The organism is Nocardioides sp. GCM10030259, from assembly GCF_042666375.1.
GTDB lineage: Bacteria > Actinomycetota > Actinomycetes > Propionibacteriales > Nocardioidaceae > Nocardioides.
This window is the reverse complement of sequence record NZ_JBHTDF010000023.1, coordinates 125,580-144,329: the sequence shown is the minus strand read 5'-3', so window position 1 is coordinate 144,329 and position 18,750 is coordinate 125,580. Positions and strand designations below refer to the sequence as shown.

The 18,750-nt window shown below is 70.3% G+C and carries 6 protein-coding genes; 5 read left to right on the top strand and 1 reads right to left on the bottom strand.

Annotated elements, in window-relative coordinates:
* Window positions 1–46 precede the first annotated feature (46 nt).
* Window positions 47–3,274: a S8 family serine peptidase gene (locus ACFQQI_RS18905; RefSeq protein ID WP_378567111.1), complete on the bottom strand. Its 3,228-nt coding sequence runs from the start codon at window positions 3,272–3,274 to the stop codon at window positions 47–49.
* Between the two features lie 327 nt (window positions 3,275–3,601).
* Between ACFQQI_RS18905 and ACFQQI_RS18900 the strand changes: the two genes are divergently transcribed.
* From ACFQQI_RS18900 to ACFQQI_RS18880, 5 genes are all read left to right on the top strand, one after another.
* Window positions 3,602–6,217, top strand: coding sequence for a DNA translocase FtsK (locus tag ACFQQI_RS18900; RefSeq protein WP_378567108.1), 2,616 nt, complete (start codon window positions 3,602–3,604; stop codon window positions 6,215–6,217).
* Window positions 6,214–7,857 carry a helix-turn-helix domain-containing protein gene (locus tag ACFQQI_RS18895; RefSeq protein WP_378567105.1) on the top strand — a complete coding sequence of 548 codons (1,644 nt, stop codon included), beginning with the start codon at window positions 6,214–6,216 and terminating at the stop codon, window positions 7,855–7,857. Before ACFQQI_RS18900 ends, ACFQQI_RS18895 begins: the two co-directional genes overlap by 4 nt.
* A 52-nt stretch (window positions 7,858–7,909) precedes the next feature.
* Window positions 7,910–9,325 (top strand): 30S ribosomal protein S12 methylthiotransferase RimO, encoded by a 1,416-nt coding sequence (gene rimO, locus ACFQQI_RS18890; RefSeq protein WP_378567102.1) that lies wholly within the window; start codon window positions 7,910–7,912, stop codon window positions 9,323–9,325.
* On the top strand, window positions 9,325–9,939 hold the full coding sequence (gene pgsA, locus ACFQQI_RS18885) for a CDP-diacylglycerol--glycerol-3-phosphate 3-phosphatidyltransferase (RefSeq protein ID WP_378567099.1): 615 nt from the start codon (window positions 9,325–9,327) through the stop codon (window positions 9,937–9,939). The genes rimO and pgsA overlap by 1 nt, the downstream gene beginning before the upstream one ends.
* 311 nt (window positions 9,940–10,250) lie before the next feature.
* Window positions 10,251–18,749, top strand: coding sequence for an ExeM/NucH family extracellular endonuclease (locus tag ACFQQI_RS18880; RefSeq protein ID WP_378567096.1), 8,499 nt, complete (start codon window positions 10,251–10,253; stop codon window positions 18,747–18,749).
* Window position 18,750: the final 1 nt, after the last annotated feature.

The following is an 18,750-nucleotide window of genomic DNA, read 5'->3' as shown; positions in this document are numbered from 1 at the left end:
CCGGTGCGGGCACGCCCCCTGAGGCATGCCCGCACCGGTCGAGCGGCTACGGCGTCGTCACCGCTCCGATCTGGACCGCTCCGGTGCCGAGCACAGCGCCCTCGGAGCTCACCACCCGCATCTCGCCGAACAGGCTGCGGCCGGCGGCCGGCGCCTGCTGGGCCGTGAGGGTGCCGCCGATCTCTGCGCTTCCGCCTCCGGCGAGGGAGTGCTCGGCGCCGTCGACCGTGAGCGCCCCGAGCGCCGGTGAGAAGAAGACGTCGAGGTAGTCGTACTCGGTGGTGCCGGCCGGGACCGCGTACCCGTCGACCACGACCGTGTAGGTGCCGGCCGCGGGCGACGGAATCGTGACCGACTCCTCCGAGTCACCGTCGGCCTGCTGGCCGACCAGGGTGGTGCCCCGGTAGACGAACAGGTCGAGATCGGCGCTCAGGTCGCTGGTGTTGCCGATCGTGGCCGTCAGGGCATTCGCCCCGGCCGGCACCTCGACCGTGTACTCCGCCGACGCGTGGTCGGCGATCGACGGGCGCTCGGAGTGGGCGCTGCCCAGCGGCCCGCCCTCACCGTGCACCGTCACCGGCCCGAAGTCGTTCTCGATCGTCCAGGAGACCGGCGTCGGCGTGCCCGCCTCCACCGTCGGGATCTGGAGCGTCTCCGGCGACACCGTGACGCCCTGCGCGGCGGCCGTCAGGCGGTAGGGGTTCTGGAGGGACGGGCTGGTACGCCGGCTCTCCACCTCGATCTCCCACACGCCCGGCAGCGGGTCGGCGTACGCGCGCGAGGTCGGCTTGCACGCGGCCGGGTCGCTGAAGTTGGTGTAGCAGGCCAGCGACGAGGTGCTCTCGACCGGGACGCCGTACGGGTTGATCGCGATGAATCGGGTCTGGCTGCCCGTCGCGATCCCGGCGAGGTTCACCTGGAGGGCGCGGGTGCCCTCCGGCACCGTGACGAACAGGCTCTGCGTCAGGTTCCTCTCGACCCGCGAGCTCACGGTCGTGGAGTAGCCCGGCGCCCGCAACGGCGTCGACGCCACCACGGTGGTGAGCATCGTGTGGTCGACCAGCGCAGTGCTGGAGTCGTCGATGTTCAGGATCGCCGAGTGCAGGCCTGCCGACGGCCTCGCGACGATCGGGATGGTGACCGGGCTGCCGAGCGGGAGCGACACCGACGAGGGCGCCGAGAAGGTGCCGTCGTTGCCGATCAGCTTCAGCGAGTGCCGGATCGCCCGCGCGGGCCCGCTGGTCCGGGTCACCTGGACCTGGTAGGTGCGGGTCGACCCGGCCGCCTGGCCGCCGTCCCCGGCTGCGCACCGGTTGTAGACACCGGTCCCGCGGTCGGGGGTCGCCAGGAAGCCCGAGATCGGCGTGCACACCGGCGCGGAGACCGTGTAGTCGCGCACCTCGGGCTCATTGCGCAGCAGCGACCAGGTCTTCACCACGTCGAGCTGCCCGTGGCCCTGGGCGACGGCGGGGATGCCCTTCTCGAACTCGGCGGCGCTGTCGATCGCGTCACGAAGCTGAGCCGGCGTCACGGCCTTGTCGGACTGGAAGGCCGCGCTGAGCAGCAGCGCCGCCGCGCCCGCGGTCTGCGGGGAGGACATGGAGGTGCCGTTGAACATGGCGTAGCCGGGGGGCAACGCGTAGCCGGCCTCCGCGACGTCCGGCTGCTTGAGCCAGCGCGGCACCGTCGAGATCGCCGAGCCGGGCGCCATCACGTCCGGCTTGAAGCCACCGTCCTCGCGCGGTCCACGCGAGGAGTAGTTGTGCAGGTTGAGCTTCGAGGACACCTTCGATCCGTAGTTGGCCAGCCAGGTCTCCTTCGAGATCGACGACGCCACGCCGATGACGTCGCTGGTGACGCCCGGGTCGCCCGCGGTGTTCAGGCCGGGGCCGCTGTTGCCGATCGAGAGGACCAGCTGCACGCCGTACTCGTCGATCAGGCGGTTGTAGAGCTCGGCACGGGCGTTGTTGCCGTCGTTGAGCGCGGGCAGGCCGCCGATCGACATGTTGACCACGTCGACGCCGCGGTTCGTGACCAGGTCGATCATGCCCTCGGTCAGCGCGACGGCCGTGCAGCCGCCGCCCCAGGTGCAGGCTCGGGACGAGACGACCTGGGCTCCCGGGGCCGCGCCGTCCATGTCGCCACCGAAGAGGCTGTGTCCGGCCGCGATGCCGGCCACGTGGGATCCGTGGGCGTCCTCGGGGATGCCGATGTTGACGAAGTCGGCCACGCCCGGCAGCCCGGCCGGCGTGGTGTCGACGTCCTCGCGGTACTCGACGACGAAGGGCATCGACTCGACGACCTGGTCGGTCGCCGGGTTGTCGGTGCCGAAGTGGCCGACCTGGAAGTCCTCGCCGTACGGGCGCATCACGGTCTCGTCGGTGAAGTCGAAGTCCTGGTCGACGTCGACCCGGACGTCGTGGGTCTGCGGGTCGTAGAGGACGCCCCAGCGGTCGCTGGTGTCGCCGTCACGGTTGACGTCGCCCCCGGGCTCGCTGCCCGCCGTGATCGACTCGGAGAACCGGTTGATCCGGTAGGTGCCGGCCGGCGCGGTCCACGTCGAGCCGGCGTAGCTGAAGGTCGGACCGACCACCTCGGTGAGCATCGCGCGCCAGGTGGCGTCCTCGAGCGGGTCGGTCGCGGTGACCCAGTCGACGATCTTGCGCTCACCGGTCGACGTGGTGGACAGGGCAGGGTGGTCGAGGTCCACACCGGAGTCGAGGACGCCGATGGTCACACCGCGGCCGTCATAGGTGGGGTGCTTCTCCTTGAACGCCACCGCGCCCGTCTCGTTGGTGGGCATGTAGGGGTTGTCGTCCGGGGTGCTCGCACTCGGCCCGGACGCCGCCGCGGCACTGCCGCTCCGGCCATCGACCCGCGGGTCGGGCCGCTGGACGGTGTCGTTCAGGTCGGCCTTGTCGACGCCGGGAAGGGCGACGGTCTTGAGGACCTTGCCGGTGGGGACGGTCGCGCGGACGTAGCCGATCCGCTGCGCGCGCATCCCGACCGTCCCGCCGAGCCGCTCGACCGAGGCCTCGACGTTGTCGGCGGAGCCGGCGTCCGTCGCCAGGATCATGGTCACGTACTTGTCGCCGTCGCTGACCGCCTCGGCCAGCAGCGCCCGGTCGTGCTCGCCGAGCTTGTCGCCACCCCCGGCGTCCTTGACGGGCTCACCGCCGTCGGTCACGACGGAGCCGCCGGGATCGTCCGGCGCGGCCGACGCAGTCGAGGCGAACGGGAACGCGCCGAGGACGAGTGCCCCTCCGGCGAACATGACAAGAAGCCTTCCGCGCGCACCGCGCGGACCAAGCAGGGTTTTCATCGAGTGACCCTTCTCCCGAGATGGACCGCGGCGGATTGCGCCGGGTGTCGGGAGAGTACGACGCCGGGCGTGAGCCGTAAATGACCAAAATCCGGGTTGCCAGCCGACAGGGGTCGGGAGCGTCAGCCGCCGACGAGCACGGGTCGCGCGGTCACCACGCGCAGCGACTGCGGGCTCCCCGCGATCGTCACGGGTCGACGGCTCGCTGAGTCTCGGGCTCCAAGACACGCACTCCTGTGATACGTGTGACTGGAGTGACCGCTGCGTAGGGTGTTGACCATGGCGACCCGTACGTCTTCCCCGCCGGGGTCGCGGAGCAAGAGCACGCCCTCGACCTCCCGATCCCGGAGTACCGGCACCACCCGGTCAACGACGAGCCGAAGCACCGGCTCGTCGCGCAAGCCTGCCTCGCGCACCTCCAGCAAGAGCTCCAGCAAGAGCAAGGCCAGGAAGACGGCGGCGAAGCGGCGTCCTGCGCCGCGGGCCGTGCGCAACGGGCCCGGCCCGATCGCGCAGCTCTTCACCGTGGTCTTCCGTGGCATCGCGGCCGTCTGGCTCGCCGTCGCCCACGGGGTCGGAGCCGTGGCGCGCAGCATCGGCCACACGGCGCGCGAGCTCGAGCCGGAGCACCGGCGCGACGGCGTCGGGCTCTTCCTGATGGGCGTGGCCGTGGTCGTGGCCGCGGCCGTCTGGTGGCAGCTGCCCGGCTCCGTCATGGACGCCGCGCGCACGGTGGTGCAGGGTTCCGTCGGCAAGGTCGGCTTCCTGGTGCCGCTCGCGCTGCTCTTCGTGGGCTTCCGCACGATGCGCGACCCCGAGCACACCGGCCCGGCCGGCCGCCAGGTCGTCGGCTGGACGGCGCTCGCCTTCGGCGTCCTCGGCATCGTGCAGATCGCCGAGGGCAACCCGCAGCCCGACCTCGGCGACACCAGCGACCTGCGGAGTGCCGGTGGCGCCGTCGGGTACGTCGTCGCCAGCCTGCTGCTCGACCTGCTCCGCTCGGCGTACGTCGTGGTGCCGCTGCTCGCGCTGCTCGGGTTCTTCGGCGTCCTCATCATCACCGCGACGCCGGTCTACCAGGTGCCGCAGCGGCTGGCGGACATGCGCGATCACCTGCTCGGGCGCCAGCACGAGGAGGACGAGGAGCCGGACGCCCCGACGCGCCGCAGCCGCCGCAAGTCGGGCGACGACGAGATCGACCCGGAGATGGGCGACCCGGCGTACGACAGCCCCGTCCTCCAGGACCGCGAGCTCCGCAAGCGCAAGAAGCGCCTCGAGACCACGGCGGACGGGCTCGACATCTTCGCGCCCGACGCCGAGGCAGACACCGTGACCACCGCGCCCGTCGTCGAGGAGAAGGTCGAGCTCGAGGCGCCGCCGCACCAGCCGCTGCCGGTGCGCGCCGAGCAGCTCGCGCTCTCGGGCGACATCGTCTACACCCTGCCGGGCAACGAGGTCCTCAAGCCGGGCTCGCCCCACAAGGCCCGCTCGAAGGCCAGCGACTCCGTGGTGGAGCGGCTGACCCAGGTGCTCGAGGAGTTCTCGATCGACGCCCAGGTCACCGGCTACACCCGCGGCCCGACGGTCACGCGCTACGAGGTCGAGCTCGGCCCCGGCGTCAAGGTCGAGAAGATCACCAGCATCCAGAAGAACATCGCGTACGCCGTCGCCTCGGCGGACGTCCGGATCCTCAGCCCGATCCCCGGCAAGTCGGCGGTCGGTGTCGAGATCCCCAACCTGGACAAGGAGATCGTCTCCCTCGGCGACGTGTTGCGCTCCAACACCGCGCGCTCCGACCACCACCCGATGGTGGCCGGCCTCGGCAAGGACGTGGAGGGCGGCTTCGTCGTCGCCAACCTCGCCAAGATGCCGCACCTGCTGGTCGCGGGCGCCACCGGCTCCGGCAAGTCGTCGTTCATCAACTCGATGATCACGTCGATCCTGATGCGGTCGACGCCCGACGAGGTACGGATGATCATGGTCGACCCGAAGCGGGTCGAGCTGAACGCCTACGAGGGTGTCCCGCACCTGATCACGCCGATCATCACCAACCCCAAGAAGGCCGCCGAGGCACTCGCCTGGGTCGTGCGCGAGATGGACCTGCGGTACGACGACCTCGCCAACTTCGGGTTCCGCCACGTCGACGACTTCAACAAGGCGGTCCGGGCCGGCAAGGTCGAGCTGCCGGCGGGGAGCGAGCGCAAGCTCGAGCCCTACCCCTACCTGCTGGTGATCGTCGACGAGCTCGCCGACCTGATGATGGTCGCGCCGCGCGACGTCGAGGACGCAGTCGTCCGCATCACCCAGCTCGCCCGCGCCGCCGGCATCCACCTGGTGCTGGCCACCCAGCGCCCGAGCGTCGACGTCGTGACCGGCCTGATCAAGGCGAACGTGCCGTCGCGACTGGCGTTCGCGACCTCGAGCCTCGCCGACAGCCGGGTCATCCTCGACCAGCCGGGTGCGGAGAAGCTGGTCGGTCAGGGTGACGGCCTGTTCCTGCCGATGGGCGCCTCCAAGCCCGCGCGCATCCAGGGCTCCTGGGTCACCGAGGCCGAGATCGCCCAGGTGGTCAAGCACTGCAAGGAGCAGCTGCAGCCGTCGTACCGCGAGGACGTCACGGCACCCGCCGCCTCCAAGCGCGAGCTCGACGACGACATCGGCGACGACCTCGACCTGGTGATCCAGGCGGTCGAGCTGGTCGTCTCCACGCAGTTCGGCTCGACGTCGATGCTGCAACGCAAGCTGCGGGTCGGCTTCGCCAAGGCCGGACGACTCATGGACATCCTCGAGAGCCGCGGCGTCGTCGGGCCGAGCGAGGGATCGAAGGCACGTGACGTGCTCGTGAAGCCCGACGAGATCGATGGTGTGATCGCGACCCTGCAGGGGGAGATGTGAGCAACCTCAGCACTGTGGACATCGAGATGACGTACGACGAGCCGCCCGCCATCGCGCCCGAGCCCGTCGAGGTGCGCCGGAACGGCTCGCTGTCCGGCGGCATCGGCGTCGTGGCCGCCGTCGTCGGGCTCGCCTACCTCACCCGCGCGCTCGGCGACGGCGCGTGGCTCGACTGGGTCCTCGCGCTCGCGATGGGTACCGTCGCGGCGGTCTACCTCTCCGCCCTCGTCGACGCCCGGACGCCGCTCATGGTGGTCGACGACCAGGGCATCCGGGTGCGCAAGGGACGCCGCTGGCACGGGTTCCGGTGGGAGGGCGTCGAGGTGCTGGAGCACCAGCCCCGCCGCGGCCTCCTCCGCGACGGCCGGCTGGTCGTCGTCGCCCGCGAGGCCGACCGCGAGTTCGCCGTACCCCTGTCTCTCTCGACGTGGGTGGCCGGCGCCGGCGCAGACCTGACGGCCGCGCTGGAGACCCTGGCGCCCGAGGCCGGTCAGGTCGTCGAGGTACGCGACCCGGTCGTCGATGAGGTCGAGGAGCTCGAGGAGATCGAGGAGCTCGCGGAGATCGAGGAGCCTGAGCTCGAGGTCGAGGAGATCCGGGAGATCGAGGAGGAGCACGCCCACCCGGTCCTCCACGACCCCCGCCCGACGGTCGCCCGCGGCATCGACTTCCTCGCCGACCGGCTGCGGCGGCGTCGCGACGCCGAGGCCGAGCCGGTGCTCGAGGACGACGCCGGACCCGAGCCGACCGTCCCGCTGGTCGCGAGCGCGACCCCGCTCCCGCTGCGCGACCCGGTCGGCGGCAGCCGCGTCGAGGTCCGGTTCGACGGCGCCGCGGCGCTGCGGCCGGAGCCGACCGAGGTCGACGAGCCGCGCCCGGCCCCCGAGTCCCTGGTGATCAACGACCACGAGCTGGCGCCGACGGTGGAGCCGGTCGCCGACCCGGTCGTCGGTCCGGTGCTGGCCGCCGCCCGCACCCGCCTGCGCCTGACGGTCGACCAGCTCGCCGAGCGGACCCGGATCCGCCCCCACGTCATCGAGTCGATCGAGGTCGACGACTTCGCGCCCTGCGGCGGCGACTTCTACGCCCGCGGCCACCTGCGCACGCTGGCACGCGTCCTCGGCATCGACGCCGCACCGCTGCTCTCGGCGTACGACGAGAGGTACGCCGACGCCCCGATCGACGCCCGCCGGGTGTTCGAGGCGGAGCTCGCGACCGGTGACGGCGGCCCGATCCGCAGCATGCGCGGTGGCCCGAACTGGTCGGTGCTGATCGCCGCCGTCATGGCGCTCGTGCTGGCGTGGTCGATCGCGCGGCTGATCATGGACAGCCCCGTCGAGCTCAGCAGCCAGCCGGTGCTCAACGGCTCGCCCACGGCCCAGGCGAAGGTCGGCCCGCCCGTGCCCGTCGTGCTCGACGCCGCGACCGGGGGCACCCACGTCGTGGTGCTCGACGGCGCGGGGGAGCAGGTCTTCAACGGCGACCTGGCGTTCGGCGAGAAGAAGTCGTTCAAGGCGGCGCCGCCGGTGCGCATCCAGGCCTCCGACGGCGGCCTGCAGGTGTCGATCGACGGCCAGGATCGCGGCCCGCTGGGCTCCGAGGGGCAGCCGGCGCAGAACACCTTCGCCGCCGACGACTGATCCGATCGGCGTTTCGACGCGGTCCGGGGTCGCTTGCGATACTCGGACGGACATGACGACGGACGCCAGCACCGCCCAGGACCGAGACCTCCTCTCGGTCGCCATGGTCACCCTCGGGTGTGCCCGCAACGAGGTCGACTCCGAGGAGCTCGCCGGTCGGCTCGAGAGCGGGGGCTTCCTGCTGGTCGAGGATCCGGCGGACGCCGACACGGTCGTCGTCAACACCTGCGGCTTCGTCGAGTCGGCGAAGAAGGACTCGGTCGACACCCTGCTGGAGGCCGCTGACCTGAAGTCGACCGGCCGCACCCAGGCCGTGGTCGCGGTCGGGTGCATGGCCGAGCGGTACGGCAAGGAGCTCGCCGACTCGCTGCCCGAGGCGGACGCGGTGCTCGGCTTCGACGACTACCCCGACATCGCCGCCCGGCTGCGGTCGATCGTGGCGGGGGAGGCCCACCAGGCGCACACCCCGCAGGACCGGCGCAAGCTGCTCCCGATCTCGCCGGTCGAGCGCACGCTGTCCACGGCGCCGGTGCCGGGCCACGCGTCGGGTCCGGCGAGCCTGCGCCGTCGCCTCGACTCCGGCCCCACCGCCTCGCTGAAGCTCGCCAGCGGTTGCGACCGACGCTGCTCCTTCTGCGCGATCCCGTCCTTCCGGGGCTCGTTCGTCAGCCGCCGGCCCTCCGACGTGCTCCAGGAGGCACGCTGGCTGGGGGAGAACGGCGTGCGCGAGCTGTTCCTCGTGAGCGAGAACTCCACGTCGTACGGCAAGGACCTCGGCGACCTGCGGCTCCTCGAGACGCTGCTGCCCGAGCTGGCAGCGGTCGACGGCGTCGACCGGGTGCGGGTCTCCTACCTGCAGCCCGCCGAGACCCGGCCCGGGCTGGTCGAGGCGATCGCGACGACGCCGGGCGTCACGCCGTACTTCGACCTCTCCTTCCAGCACGCCAGCGCCGGCGTGCTGCGGCGGATGCGCCGCTTCGGCGATCCCGAGAGCTTCCTGGGGCTGCTCGAGCAGATCCGCGCCCTGGCGCCGGAAGCCGGCATCCGCAGCAACGTGATCGTCGGCTTCCCCGGCGAGACCGAGGACGACCTCCAGACCCTGTGCGACTTCCTCGTCGCCGCGCGCCTCGACGTCACCGGCGTCTTCGGCTACTCCGACGAGGACGGCACCGAGGCGGCGACGTACGACGGGAAGCTCGACGACGACGAGGTCCGGGGTCGCGCCGAGCACGTGACGGCGCTGGTCGAGGAGCTCACCAGCCAGCGGGCGGCCGAGCGCGTCGGCGAGACGGTCGAGGTGCTGGTCGAGGCCGTCGGCGACGAGCACACCGAGGGTCGGGCCGCCCATCAGGGCCCCGAGGTGGACGGCTCGACGTACCTGCTCGACGGCGAGGCGCGGGTCGGCGACCTGGTCCGCGCGGTGGTGGTCGAGTCCGAGGGCGCGGACCTCTACGCTCGGGTCCTGTGATGGCGCAGGCGGCTGAGACGCAGCCGAGCAACTGGAACGTCCCCAACGCACTCACCACGCTGAGGATCGCGCTCGTCCCGTTCTTCGGGTGGGCGCTCCTGGTCGACGGCGGTGAGTCGATGACCTGGCGGTGGGTGGCGTGCGCGATCTTCGTCGGCGCGATGATCACCGACAAGATCGACGGCGACCTCGCCCGCAAGCACAACCTGATCACCAACTTCGGCAAGATCGCCGACCCGATCGCCGACAAGGCGATCACGGGCATGGCGTTCATCGGCCTGTCGATCGTCGGCGACATCTGGTGGTGGGTGACCATCCTGGTCCTGCTGCGCGAGTGGAGCGTGACCCTGCTCCGGCTGTCGATCCTGAAGAAGGTCGTCATCGCCGCCGCCAACCTCGGCAAGCTCAAGACCACGTTCCAGGCGATCGCGCTCGCGACCCTGTGCGCCCCCCTGCGCGACCCCGACCTCCCGAACGCCCTGCAGACCCCGTTCGAGGTCCTCTTCTACCTGGCGCAGGCGTGCCTGGCGATCGCCGTGGCGCTCACCCTCTGGTCGGGCTGGGAGTTCTACCGGGACGTCTGGAAGCAGCGGGCGACGTTGCGCAACGGCTGAACCTGCCAGAGATCTGCGGGTCTCTTGGGTGATTTCAGTGCCCGTGACCCAAATCTCGGTAGGAAGTCCTCAGCGGCACCGAAAAGGTGCCGATCTGTAACCGTTTGTTTGACGGATTTCCTTGCGCGGGGTCGTCGTTTCGGGTTTATGTTTCCCGTCACCACGCTCCGCGCCGGAGGGCTTCCCTCACCAGCTGAGTCGTCTCCGGAGTCCTCCAGCGCTTCCGGATGCGCCCCAGCAGCTCCCGACGTCCGCGGTTCGATGGCGCTGCGCCCTGCCGTCCCACGCCTATCGTTCGGAGAACGCCCTACATGTCTGGTTCCCGGAAGCGACTCGCTGGGGGCGCTGCCCTCGCCGTCGTCGCCAGTGGTCTGCTGCTCCTCCCGTCCGCCCCCGCCCAGGCGGCCGTCGCGACCAAGATCTCGACCTTCCCGTACGTGCAGGACTGGTCGGGCCTGACCTCCGCCAGCACCTGGGCGGACTTCCCGGGCATCGAGGGATTCACCAGTGCCAACACGATCGTCGCCAACAATCAGTCGAATGCGACCGACCTGGGGACCTTGACGAACGAGGGGACGTTGACGTCCGCCTACACGGCGGCCAACAACACCGCCCTCGTCAGCCACACGAGCGCAGGTGTGTACGGCTACTACAACGGCCTGACTGTCGACGGCGTGGCAGGGAACAAGGTCGTCGGTCTCCAGACGACGGGCGCCAACGCCGGCACCCACCTGCTGCTGCACCTCGACACGACCGGCAAGCAGGGCCTGAGCGTCTCCTACGACCTGTATGACCTGATGACGGCCAACGACCAGCCTCAACGGGTCGCCCTGCAGTACCGGGTCGGCACCTCCGGCCCGTACACCAACGTCCCTGCTGGCTACGTCGCCGATGCGACGGTCGCGGCCAACGCCGACGTGGTCGTGAAGCGGGTGCCTGCCTCGGGCGCCATCGAGCTGCCGGCAGCGGTCGACAACCAGGCGGACGTCTACCTCCGCATCCTCACTGGTGACAACCAGTCGGGAAGCAACGAAGAGGTCGGCATCGACAACATCAACATCACGGCGGCCGGTGACGTGAGCGAGGCGCCGTCGCCCGTTGCCGGGGTCTTCCCGAAGCAGAACTGGTTCAACGGCACCGCGATCGACGAGATCACGCCGACTGCGACCAGCGGCACCCCGGGCTACACCTTCGCCGTCACCGGTGACCTGCCGGAGGGTGTCACGTACGCGGACGGCAAGATCTCCGGCACCCCGACCGCGCTCGGCTCGGGCACGGCCACGATCACGGTCACCGACTCCGCCGGCAAGACCGGTGCGTCGACGTTCGACTGGGTGGTGCGCACAGCGCCGACGTTGGCCGACCACGTCGTGATCAGCGAGGTCTGGGGCGACGGCGGCTTCTCCGGCGCGGCGTACAAGAACGACTACATCGAGCTCTACAACCCGACCGAGGCGCCGATCGACCTCAACGGCTGGTCTCTCGCCTACGGCGGCTTCCAGCGCGCCGCCGGTGTCGTCGAGGCGTCTCCGCTCGCGATGACGGGCGACGGGATCATCCCCGCCGAGGGCTACCTCCTGGTCGCCGCCGGCAGCGACGGCTCGGCCGGCGTCGCCCTCCCCGCGGTCGACGCCGCGGTCCCGTTCAACATGGACTACCGCGACGGCTTCCTCGCGCTCCTCGACACCACCGACAGCCCGACCCTCCCCGTCGGTGACATCAACGCCGTGGCCGCCGAGCAGCACGTCATCGACGCGGTCGGCTTCGGTCCGGCCAACACCTTCGAGGGCGAGGCCCAGACGGTGATGCTCGGCATCGACAGCGCGGCGCACCGTACGCCGACGGGCTTCGACAGCAACAACAGCCTCATCGACTTCACCCTCAACAACCTGGCCCCGACCAACGCTGCCGGTGTGACGGGCACCGCCGGTGGCCCTGTCCTGCCGACGAACTGCGACCCCGCGTTCGCCGCGATCAGCAACCCGACGATCGGGCAGATCCAGGGCACCGGCGCTGTGTCTGCGGGCATCAACTGCACCGTCACGACGACGGGCGTCGTCACCGCCGTGCACGGCACCGGCGGGTTCAACGGCTTCTACATGCAGACCCCGGGCGACGACGCCACCCCTGGTGCGTCCGACGGCATCTTCGTGTGGGCCGGCTCCTCGAACGCGAACGTCCCGGCCGGCATCGCGGTGGGCGACTCCGTCTCGGTGACGGGCAAGGTCACGGAGTTCCGGGGTCTGAGCCAGATCGCGCCCAGCGCCGCCAGTGGGGTCACCGAGATCGCCTCCCTCGGTGCGATCACGCCGCTCGCCGGCGCGTTGCCGACGACCGACGTCGCCCGCGAGGCGCTCGAGGGCATGCTCCTCGCCCCGACCGACGCCCTCACCATCACCAGCGTCTACGAGACCAACGCGTTCGGCGAGATCGGCCTGGCGACGGGCACCACGCCGCTGCGTCAGCCGACCGAGTTCGCCGACGCCACCGACGCGGCGGCGATCGCCGAGATCGTCAACGACAACGCTGCCCGCGCGATCGTCCTCGACGACGCCCAGGACATCGACTACCTGGCCAACCAGGCCAACAAGGCCAAGCCGCTCCCGTGGGTGACCACGACCAACCCGCCGCGGGTCGGCGCAGCGCTCACGCTCAAGCAGCCTGTCGTCCTGGACTACCGCCGCGGGAGCTCCGGCGATGACCGCGGCAACGTCTGGCGGCTGCAGCCGCAGCAGCCGGTGACCGACGCCGGCACCGCGGTGGCGGAGTGGACCAACACGCGTGAGAGCAACCTCGCGCCGCAGAACGTCCTCAAGGCCGACGGCGACATCAAGATCGCCACCTTCAACGTGCTCAACTTCTTCACCACCACCGGTGAGGCCTACGTCGCCGCAGGCCCGCAGCAGAACCCGCCGGTCGCCACCAGCTGCACCTACTACACCGACCGCGGCCCGGGCGGTGACAACGGCACCGCTGCCAGCGACCGCATCAGCAACAACGAGTGCGGCGTGAAGCTGGTCGACGACCCGACGAAGACCAACGGCGCCGGCCCGCGCGGTGCGGCGACCGCCGCCAGCCTCGCCCGCCAGGAGACGAAGCTCGCCCAGACGATCGTCGACATGGGCGCCGACGTCATCGGCCTCGAGGAGGTCGAGAACTCGATCAAGCTTCCCGGCGAGACCAACCGCGACGAGGCGCTCGCCCGCATCGTGGAGCTTCTCAACATCGAGGAGGGCCCGGGCACGTGGAAGTTCGTCCGCAGCCCCGGTGAGGCCGTCACCGCGACCGCCGTCGCCGAGCAGGACGTCATCCGTCCCGCCTTCATCTACAAGCCGGCCAAGGTGAGCCCGGTCGGTCAGTCGGACATCCTCTTCGGCACCACCGAGTTCGCCAACGCCCGCGAGCCGCTCGCCCAGGCGTTCAAGCGCACCGGTGGCGCCGACGCCGACGCGTTCGCCGTCATCGTCAACCACTTCAAGTCGAAGGGCGACAACTCCGCCCCCGGCGCCCCGCCGGCCGTCGGTGACAACGAGAGCTCGGGCTACGTCGGGGCGTTCAACGGCGATCGCAAGCGTCAGGCAGCCCGGCTGCTCCAGTTCGCCGACGACTTCGCCGAGGAGCGCGGCATCGAGGCGGTCTTCCTCGCCGGTGACTTCAACTCCTACAGCATGGAGGAGCCGGTCCAGGTGATCGAGGAGGGTGGCTTCCTCCAGGTCGACTCCGACCAGGCTGCCGACGAGTCCTACTCCTTCGACGGGATGTGGGGCTCGCTGGACCACGTGTTCGCCAACGACGCCGCTCGCGACCTGGTGACCGGTGCGGACATCTGGGAGATCAACGCCAACGAGCTGGTCTCGTTCCAGTACAGCCGCTACAACTACAACGTCCTGGACCTGTGGCAGCCGAACCTGCCGTTCGCGACGTCGGACCACAACCCGGAGATCGTCGGCCTCGACCTGCCCGACCCGACCGCCGGCACGACGTACGACGAGGTCCAGATCGTCGGCACCAACGACTTCCACGGCCGGCTGCTGCCGGACGCCGGGAACGCCGCCGGTGCCGCCCCGTTCGCGACGGCGATCAAGGAGCTGCGCGCGGAGAACCCGAACACCGTGTTCGTCGCTGCGGGCGACCTGGTCGGCGCCTCGACGTTCGAGTCGTTCATCCAGGACGACGAGCCGACGATCGACGCGCTCAACGCGATGGACCTCGAGGTCTCGGCCGCGGGCAACCACGAGTTCGACCGCGGGTACGAGGACTTCGTCGGCCGCATCCAGGACCACGCGGACTGGGAGTACATCGCGGCCAACGTCGACGAGCCCGAGGGCCGTGACGACCTGGCCGAGACCTGGACCAAGGACATCGCGGGCAAGAAGATCGGGTTCATCGGGGCCGTCACCGAGGACCTCGACGCCCTCGTGAACCCCGCCGGCATCGTGGGCGTCACCGCCACCGACGTCGTCGAGGCGACCAACGCGGCCGCCGAGGATCTCGATGCCGCAGGCGTCGACGCGATCGTCCTGCTGGTCCACGAGGGCGCGCCGACCACGACCTGCACGGCGGACAGCTTCACCGACGACGCGACCGTCTTCGGCAACATCGCGCAGAACACCTCGCCGCTGGTCGACGCGATCATCTCCGGCCACACCCACCTGGCCTACAACTGCAGGTTCCCGGTCGAGGACTGGGCCGACCGCAAGGTCAAGCAGCGCCCTGTCGTCTCGGCCGGCCAGTACGGCACCAACCTCAACCAGCTGGTCTTCAAGTTCGACCAGAGCACGGGTGAGCTCGCGGGTCTGACGCAGGACGTCATCGCGACGGCAGGTGTCGGCTACACCCCCGACCCGGAGGTGGACACGATCGTCCAGGCGGCGGTCGCGTTCGCCGCGACGAAGGGCAGCGAGCCGCTCGGCCGCGTCGGTGGCGACTTCAAGCGAGCGACGTACAGCTCCGCCAGCGGCACCACGGAGAACCGTGGTGGCGAGTCGACCCTGGGCAACCTCGTCGCCGAGGTCCAGCGTTGGGCGACCGAGGACAGCAACGACGCCCAGATCGCCTTCATGAACCCCGGTGGTCTGCGCGCCGACATGGTCGCCACAACCGTCGACCAGGCGTACCTCGACGCCCACCCGGGCACGACGGCCGAGCTCGGCGACCAGATCCTGACCTATCGACGGGCCGCCGACGTCCAGCCGTTCGCCAACACCCTGGTGAACATGAAGCTGACCGGTGACCAGATCAAGACTGTGCTCGAGCAGCAGTGGCAGCGCACCGCCCTGGGCGGCGTGCCGTCGCGGCCGTTCCTGCGACTCGGTGTGTCGGAAGGCTTCACCTACACCTACACCGAGACCCCGGTGACGGTCCGCGTGGCGAACTCCGCGCCGGTGAGCACCTTCGAGGGCACGGTCACCGGGATGTGGCTGAACGGCACGCCGATCGATCCGGACGCGGAGTACTCGGTGACGGCGAACTCCTTCCTCGCCGCGGGCGGCGACAACTTCTGGGAGCTCGCCAACGGCACCGACACGGTCGACACCGGCAAGGCCGACCTCCAGGCGATGGTCGACTACATGGAGCCGTACGACGACGAGAACCCGCTTCCCGTCGACTTCGGTCAGCGTGCCGTCGAGGTGAACTTCCCGCCGTCGGCCCCGGACACGTATGGCCCGGGTGACACCGTCGCCTTCGACGTCGCTTCCTGGGCGATGTCGGGCGCCGGCGACGCACACGACGAGCAGCTGCAGGTCAAGCTCGGTGACAGCGTCCTCGGGACGGCTGCCGTCAACAACGCGCTCGGCACGCAGCCGTACGACAACTACGGCACCGCCCAGGTCAGCGTGCAGCTGCCCGCTGGTGTCCCGGACGGCAAGCGGACCCTGAGGCTCGTCGGCGTGACGACCGGGACCGAGATCCCGGTCGAGATCCAGGTCGACGACGGGCTCACGAAGGTCCAGGTCCTGGCGACCAACGACTTCCACGGGCGCATCCCCCAGACCGCCGCCAACGGAGAGGGCGGCGCGGCCGTCCTTGCCGGGGCGGTCAAGCAGCTGCGTGCCGCCAACCCGAACACCGTGTTCGCGGCGGCGGGCGACCTGATCGGCGCATCGACGTTCGACTCCTTCGTCCAGCGCGACAAGCCGACCATCGACGCGCTCAACGAGGCCGGTCTCGACGTGTCGGCCGTGGGCAACCACGAGCTCGACCACGGCTACGAGGACCTCATGGACCGGGTCATGGCGGAGTACGACCCCGCCAGCAACCCGCAAGGCGGCGCCGAGTGGCAGTACATCGCCGCCAACCTGAAGATGAAGGAGACCGGTGACCCCGCCGTCCCCGCGACCTTCATCAAGGACTTCGGCGACATCGAGATCGGGTTCGTCGGGGCCGTCACGGAGGAGCTGCCGAGCCTGGTGAGTCCGGACGGCATCGCCGACCTCGACGTCCTGGACATCGTCGACTCCGTCAACGCCGAGGCGACCGCGCTGAAGAGCGACGACCACGTCGAGGCCGTCGTGATGCTGGTCCACGAGGGTGCCCCCGGCAACTCCTGCACCGGACAGGACACGCCCGGCTCGACCTGGGGCGACATCGTCAACGGCGTCAACAAGGACGTGGACGCCATCGTGTCGGGCCACACCCACAAGGCCTACGACTGCAAGTTCGAGGTCGATGAGTGGGTGGACGAGGACCGTGCCGTCACCGAGCGGCCCGTGGTCTCGGCCGGCCAGTACGGCATGAACCTCAACCGGCTCGACCTCACCTTCGGCGCGGACAACGAGCTGGTCGCGATCGACCAGGCGCTGCTGCCCGTGATGACCGACCCCGACGGCAGCGGTCCGCAGCTGCCGGTCGCGAACTACCCGGTCGACACGGCCACGAAGGAGATCGTCGACGCTGCCGTCGCGTTCGCCAACACCGAGGGCAACAAGGTGCTGGGCAAGATCGCAGCGCCGTTCAGCCGAGCGAAGTACAGCAATGGCACGGACAACCGGGGCAGCTCCTCGACGGCCGGCAACATGATCGCCGAGGTGCAGCGTTGGGCCACCGAGCAGCAGGGGCTGGCCGCAGACATCGCGTTCATGAACCCGGGCGGAATCCGGGAGGACATGGTCGGCAACGGTGCGACGTACCCGCGCGACCTGACCTACCGTCAGGCGGCGAACGTGCAGTCCTTCGCCAACTCGCTGATCAACATGAAGCTGACCGGAGCGCAGATCAAGAAGGTGCTCGAGCAGCAGTGGCAGCGGACCTCGGGCGGCACCGTGCCCACCCGTGCGTTCCTGCGGCTCGGTGTCTCCGAGGGCTTCGCCTACACCTACAAGGAGGTCGCCGACACGTCACCGACGGTCCCCGCGGGTACGAAGAAGGGTGTCGTGACGGGCATGTGGCTCGCTGGAGAGCCGATCAGCCCGACGGCGACCTACTCGGTCACGGTCAACTCGTTCCTCTCGCCCGGCGGCGACAACTTCTTCGAGTTCGCCAACGGCACGCAGAAGACCGACTGGGGCATGACCGACCTGGAGTCGATGGTCGACTACTTCGACGAGTTCGGTGCCGGCGACGACGCCATCACGCCGAAGTACGACCAGCGCGCGGTCGAGGTGGCGTTCCCGGCCGACGCTCCGGCGTCGTACCGCGGTGGTGACACGGTCACGTTCGACCTGGCCGCGCTGGCCATGACGGGCTCGGCGGCGTCGGTGCCGGACGTCCAGGACGCCACCGTCGAGATCCGCCTCGGAGCGCAGGTGCTGGGCACGGCCGTCGTCGACAACTCGGTGACGTCCGCACCCAACAACAACACCACGGTGAACAACGCCGGCAAGGCCCACGTCGTGGTCCAGCTGCCCGCCGGCGTCGCCGCCGGTGCGCACGTGCTCACGGTCGGCGGCGGAGCCACCAAGACGGAGGTGCGGGTCCCGATCACGGTCGCTCCCGCTCGCGCCGCGACGGTGACCGCGACGGGTCCGGCGTCGGTCACCTGGGGTGACGCAGCATCGATCGCCGTGGCGGTCTCCGGCAACGATGGGGTCGCGACGGGCTCGGTGCGGCTGTTCGAGGGCACGAACCCGATCGGCGGCGCGGTGGCGCTCGACGGCAACGGGCGTGCGACGCTCGGCCTTCCGGCCGGCTCGCTGGAGCCCGGCAGCCACACGCTGCGCGTCGACTACGCCGCGGGGAACTACCCCGATGTGTCGTCGAGCGGGATCGCGGTGAACGTCGCGAAGCGGACGGCGACGATCAGTGCCGACAACGTCGAGCTTGTCTACGGCAAGGCGGCGACGGTCACGGTGCGGGTGCCTGCGGGTGCGACGGGGACGGTCTTCGTGCTCGACGGCACCAAGCAGCTGGCCTCGGGCATCGTGTCGAACGGCACCGCGACCGTGCGGCTGCCGGCGAAGTCGCTCGACCCGGGTACGACGACGCTGACCGCGTCGTACTCCGGTGACGGTCACTTCACCGGTGCGGTCACCACGTTCAAGGCGAAGGTCACGAAGGCTGAGTCCGAGACGCAGGTCGAGGCGAACCCGGACAAGGCCAAGGCCGGCAAGACCCGCGTCACGCTGAAGATCACCGTCGACGGTGCGGCGGGGATCGACGCGACCGGCAAGGTCCGGATCGAGGCGCCCGGCCAGGACACGCGCACCGCGACCCTGAAGAACGGCAAGGTCACGGTCGACCTGGCCAAGTTCGACCACCCGGGCGACAAGAAGATCGAGGTGACCTACCTGGGCAACGACTTCCTGAAGCAGAGCTCCGACAAGGTGGTCGTCGAGGTCGTCAAGGCGGGCAAGAAGAACAAGCGGGGCTAGG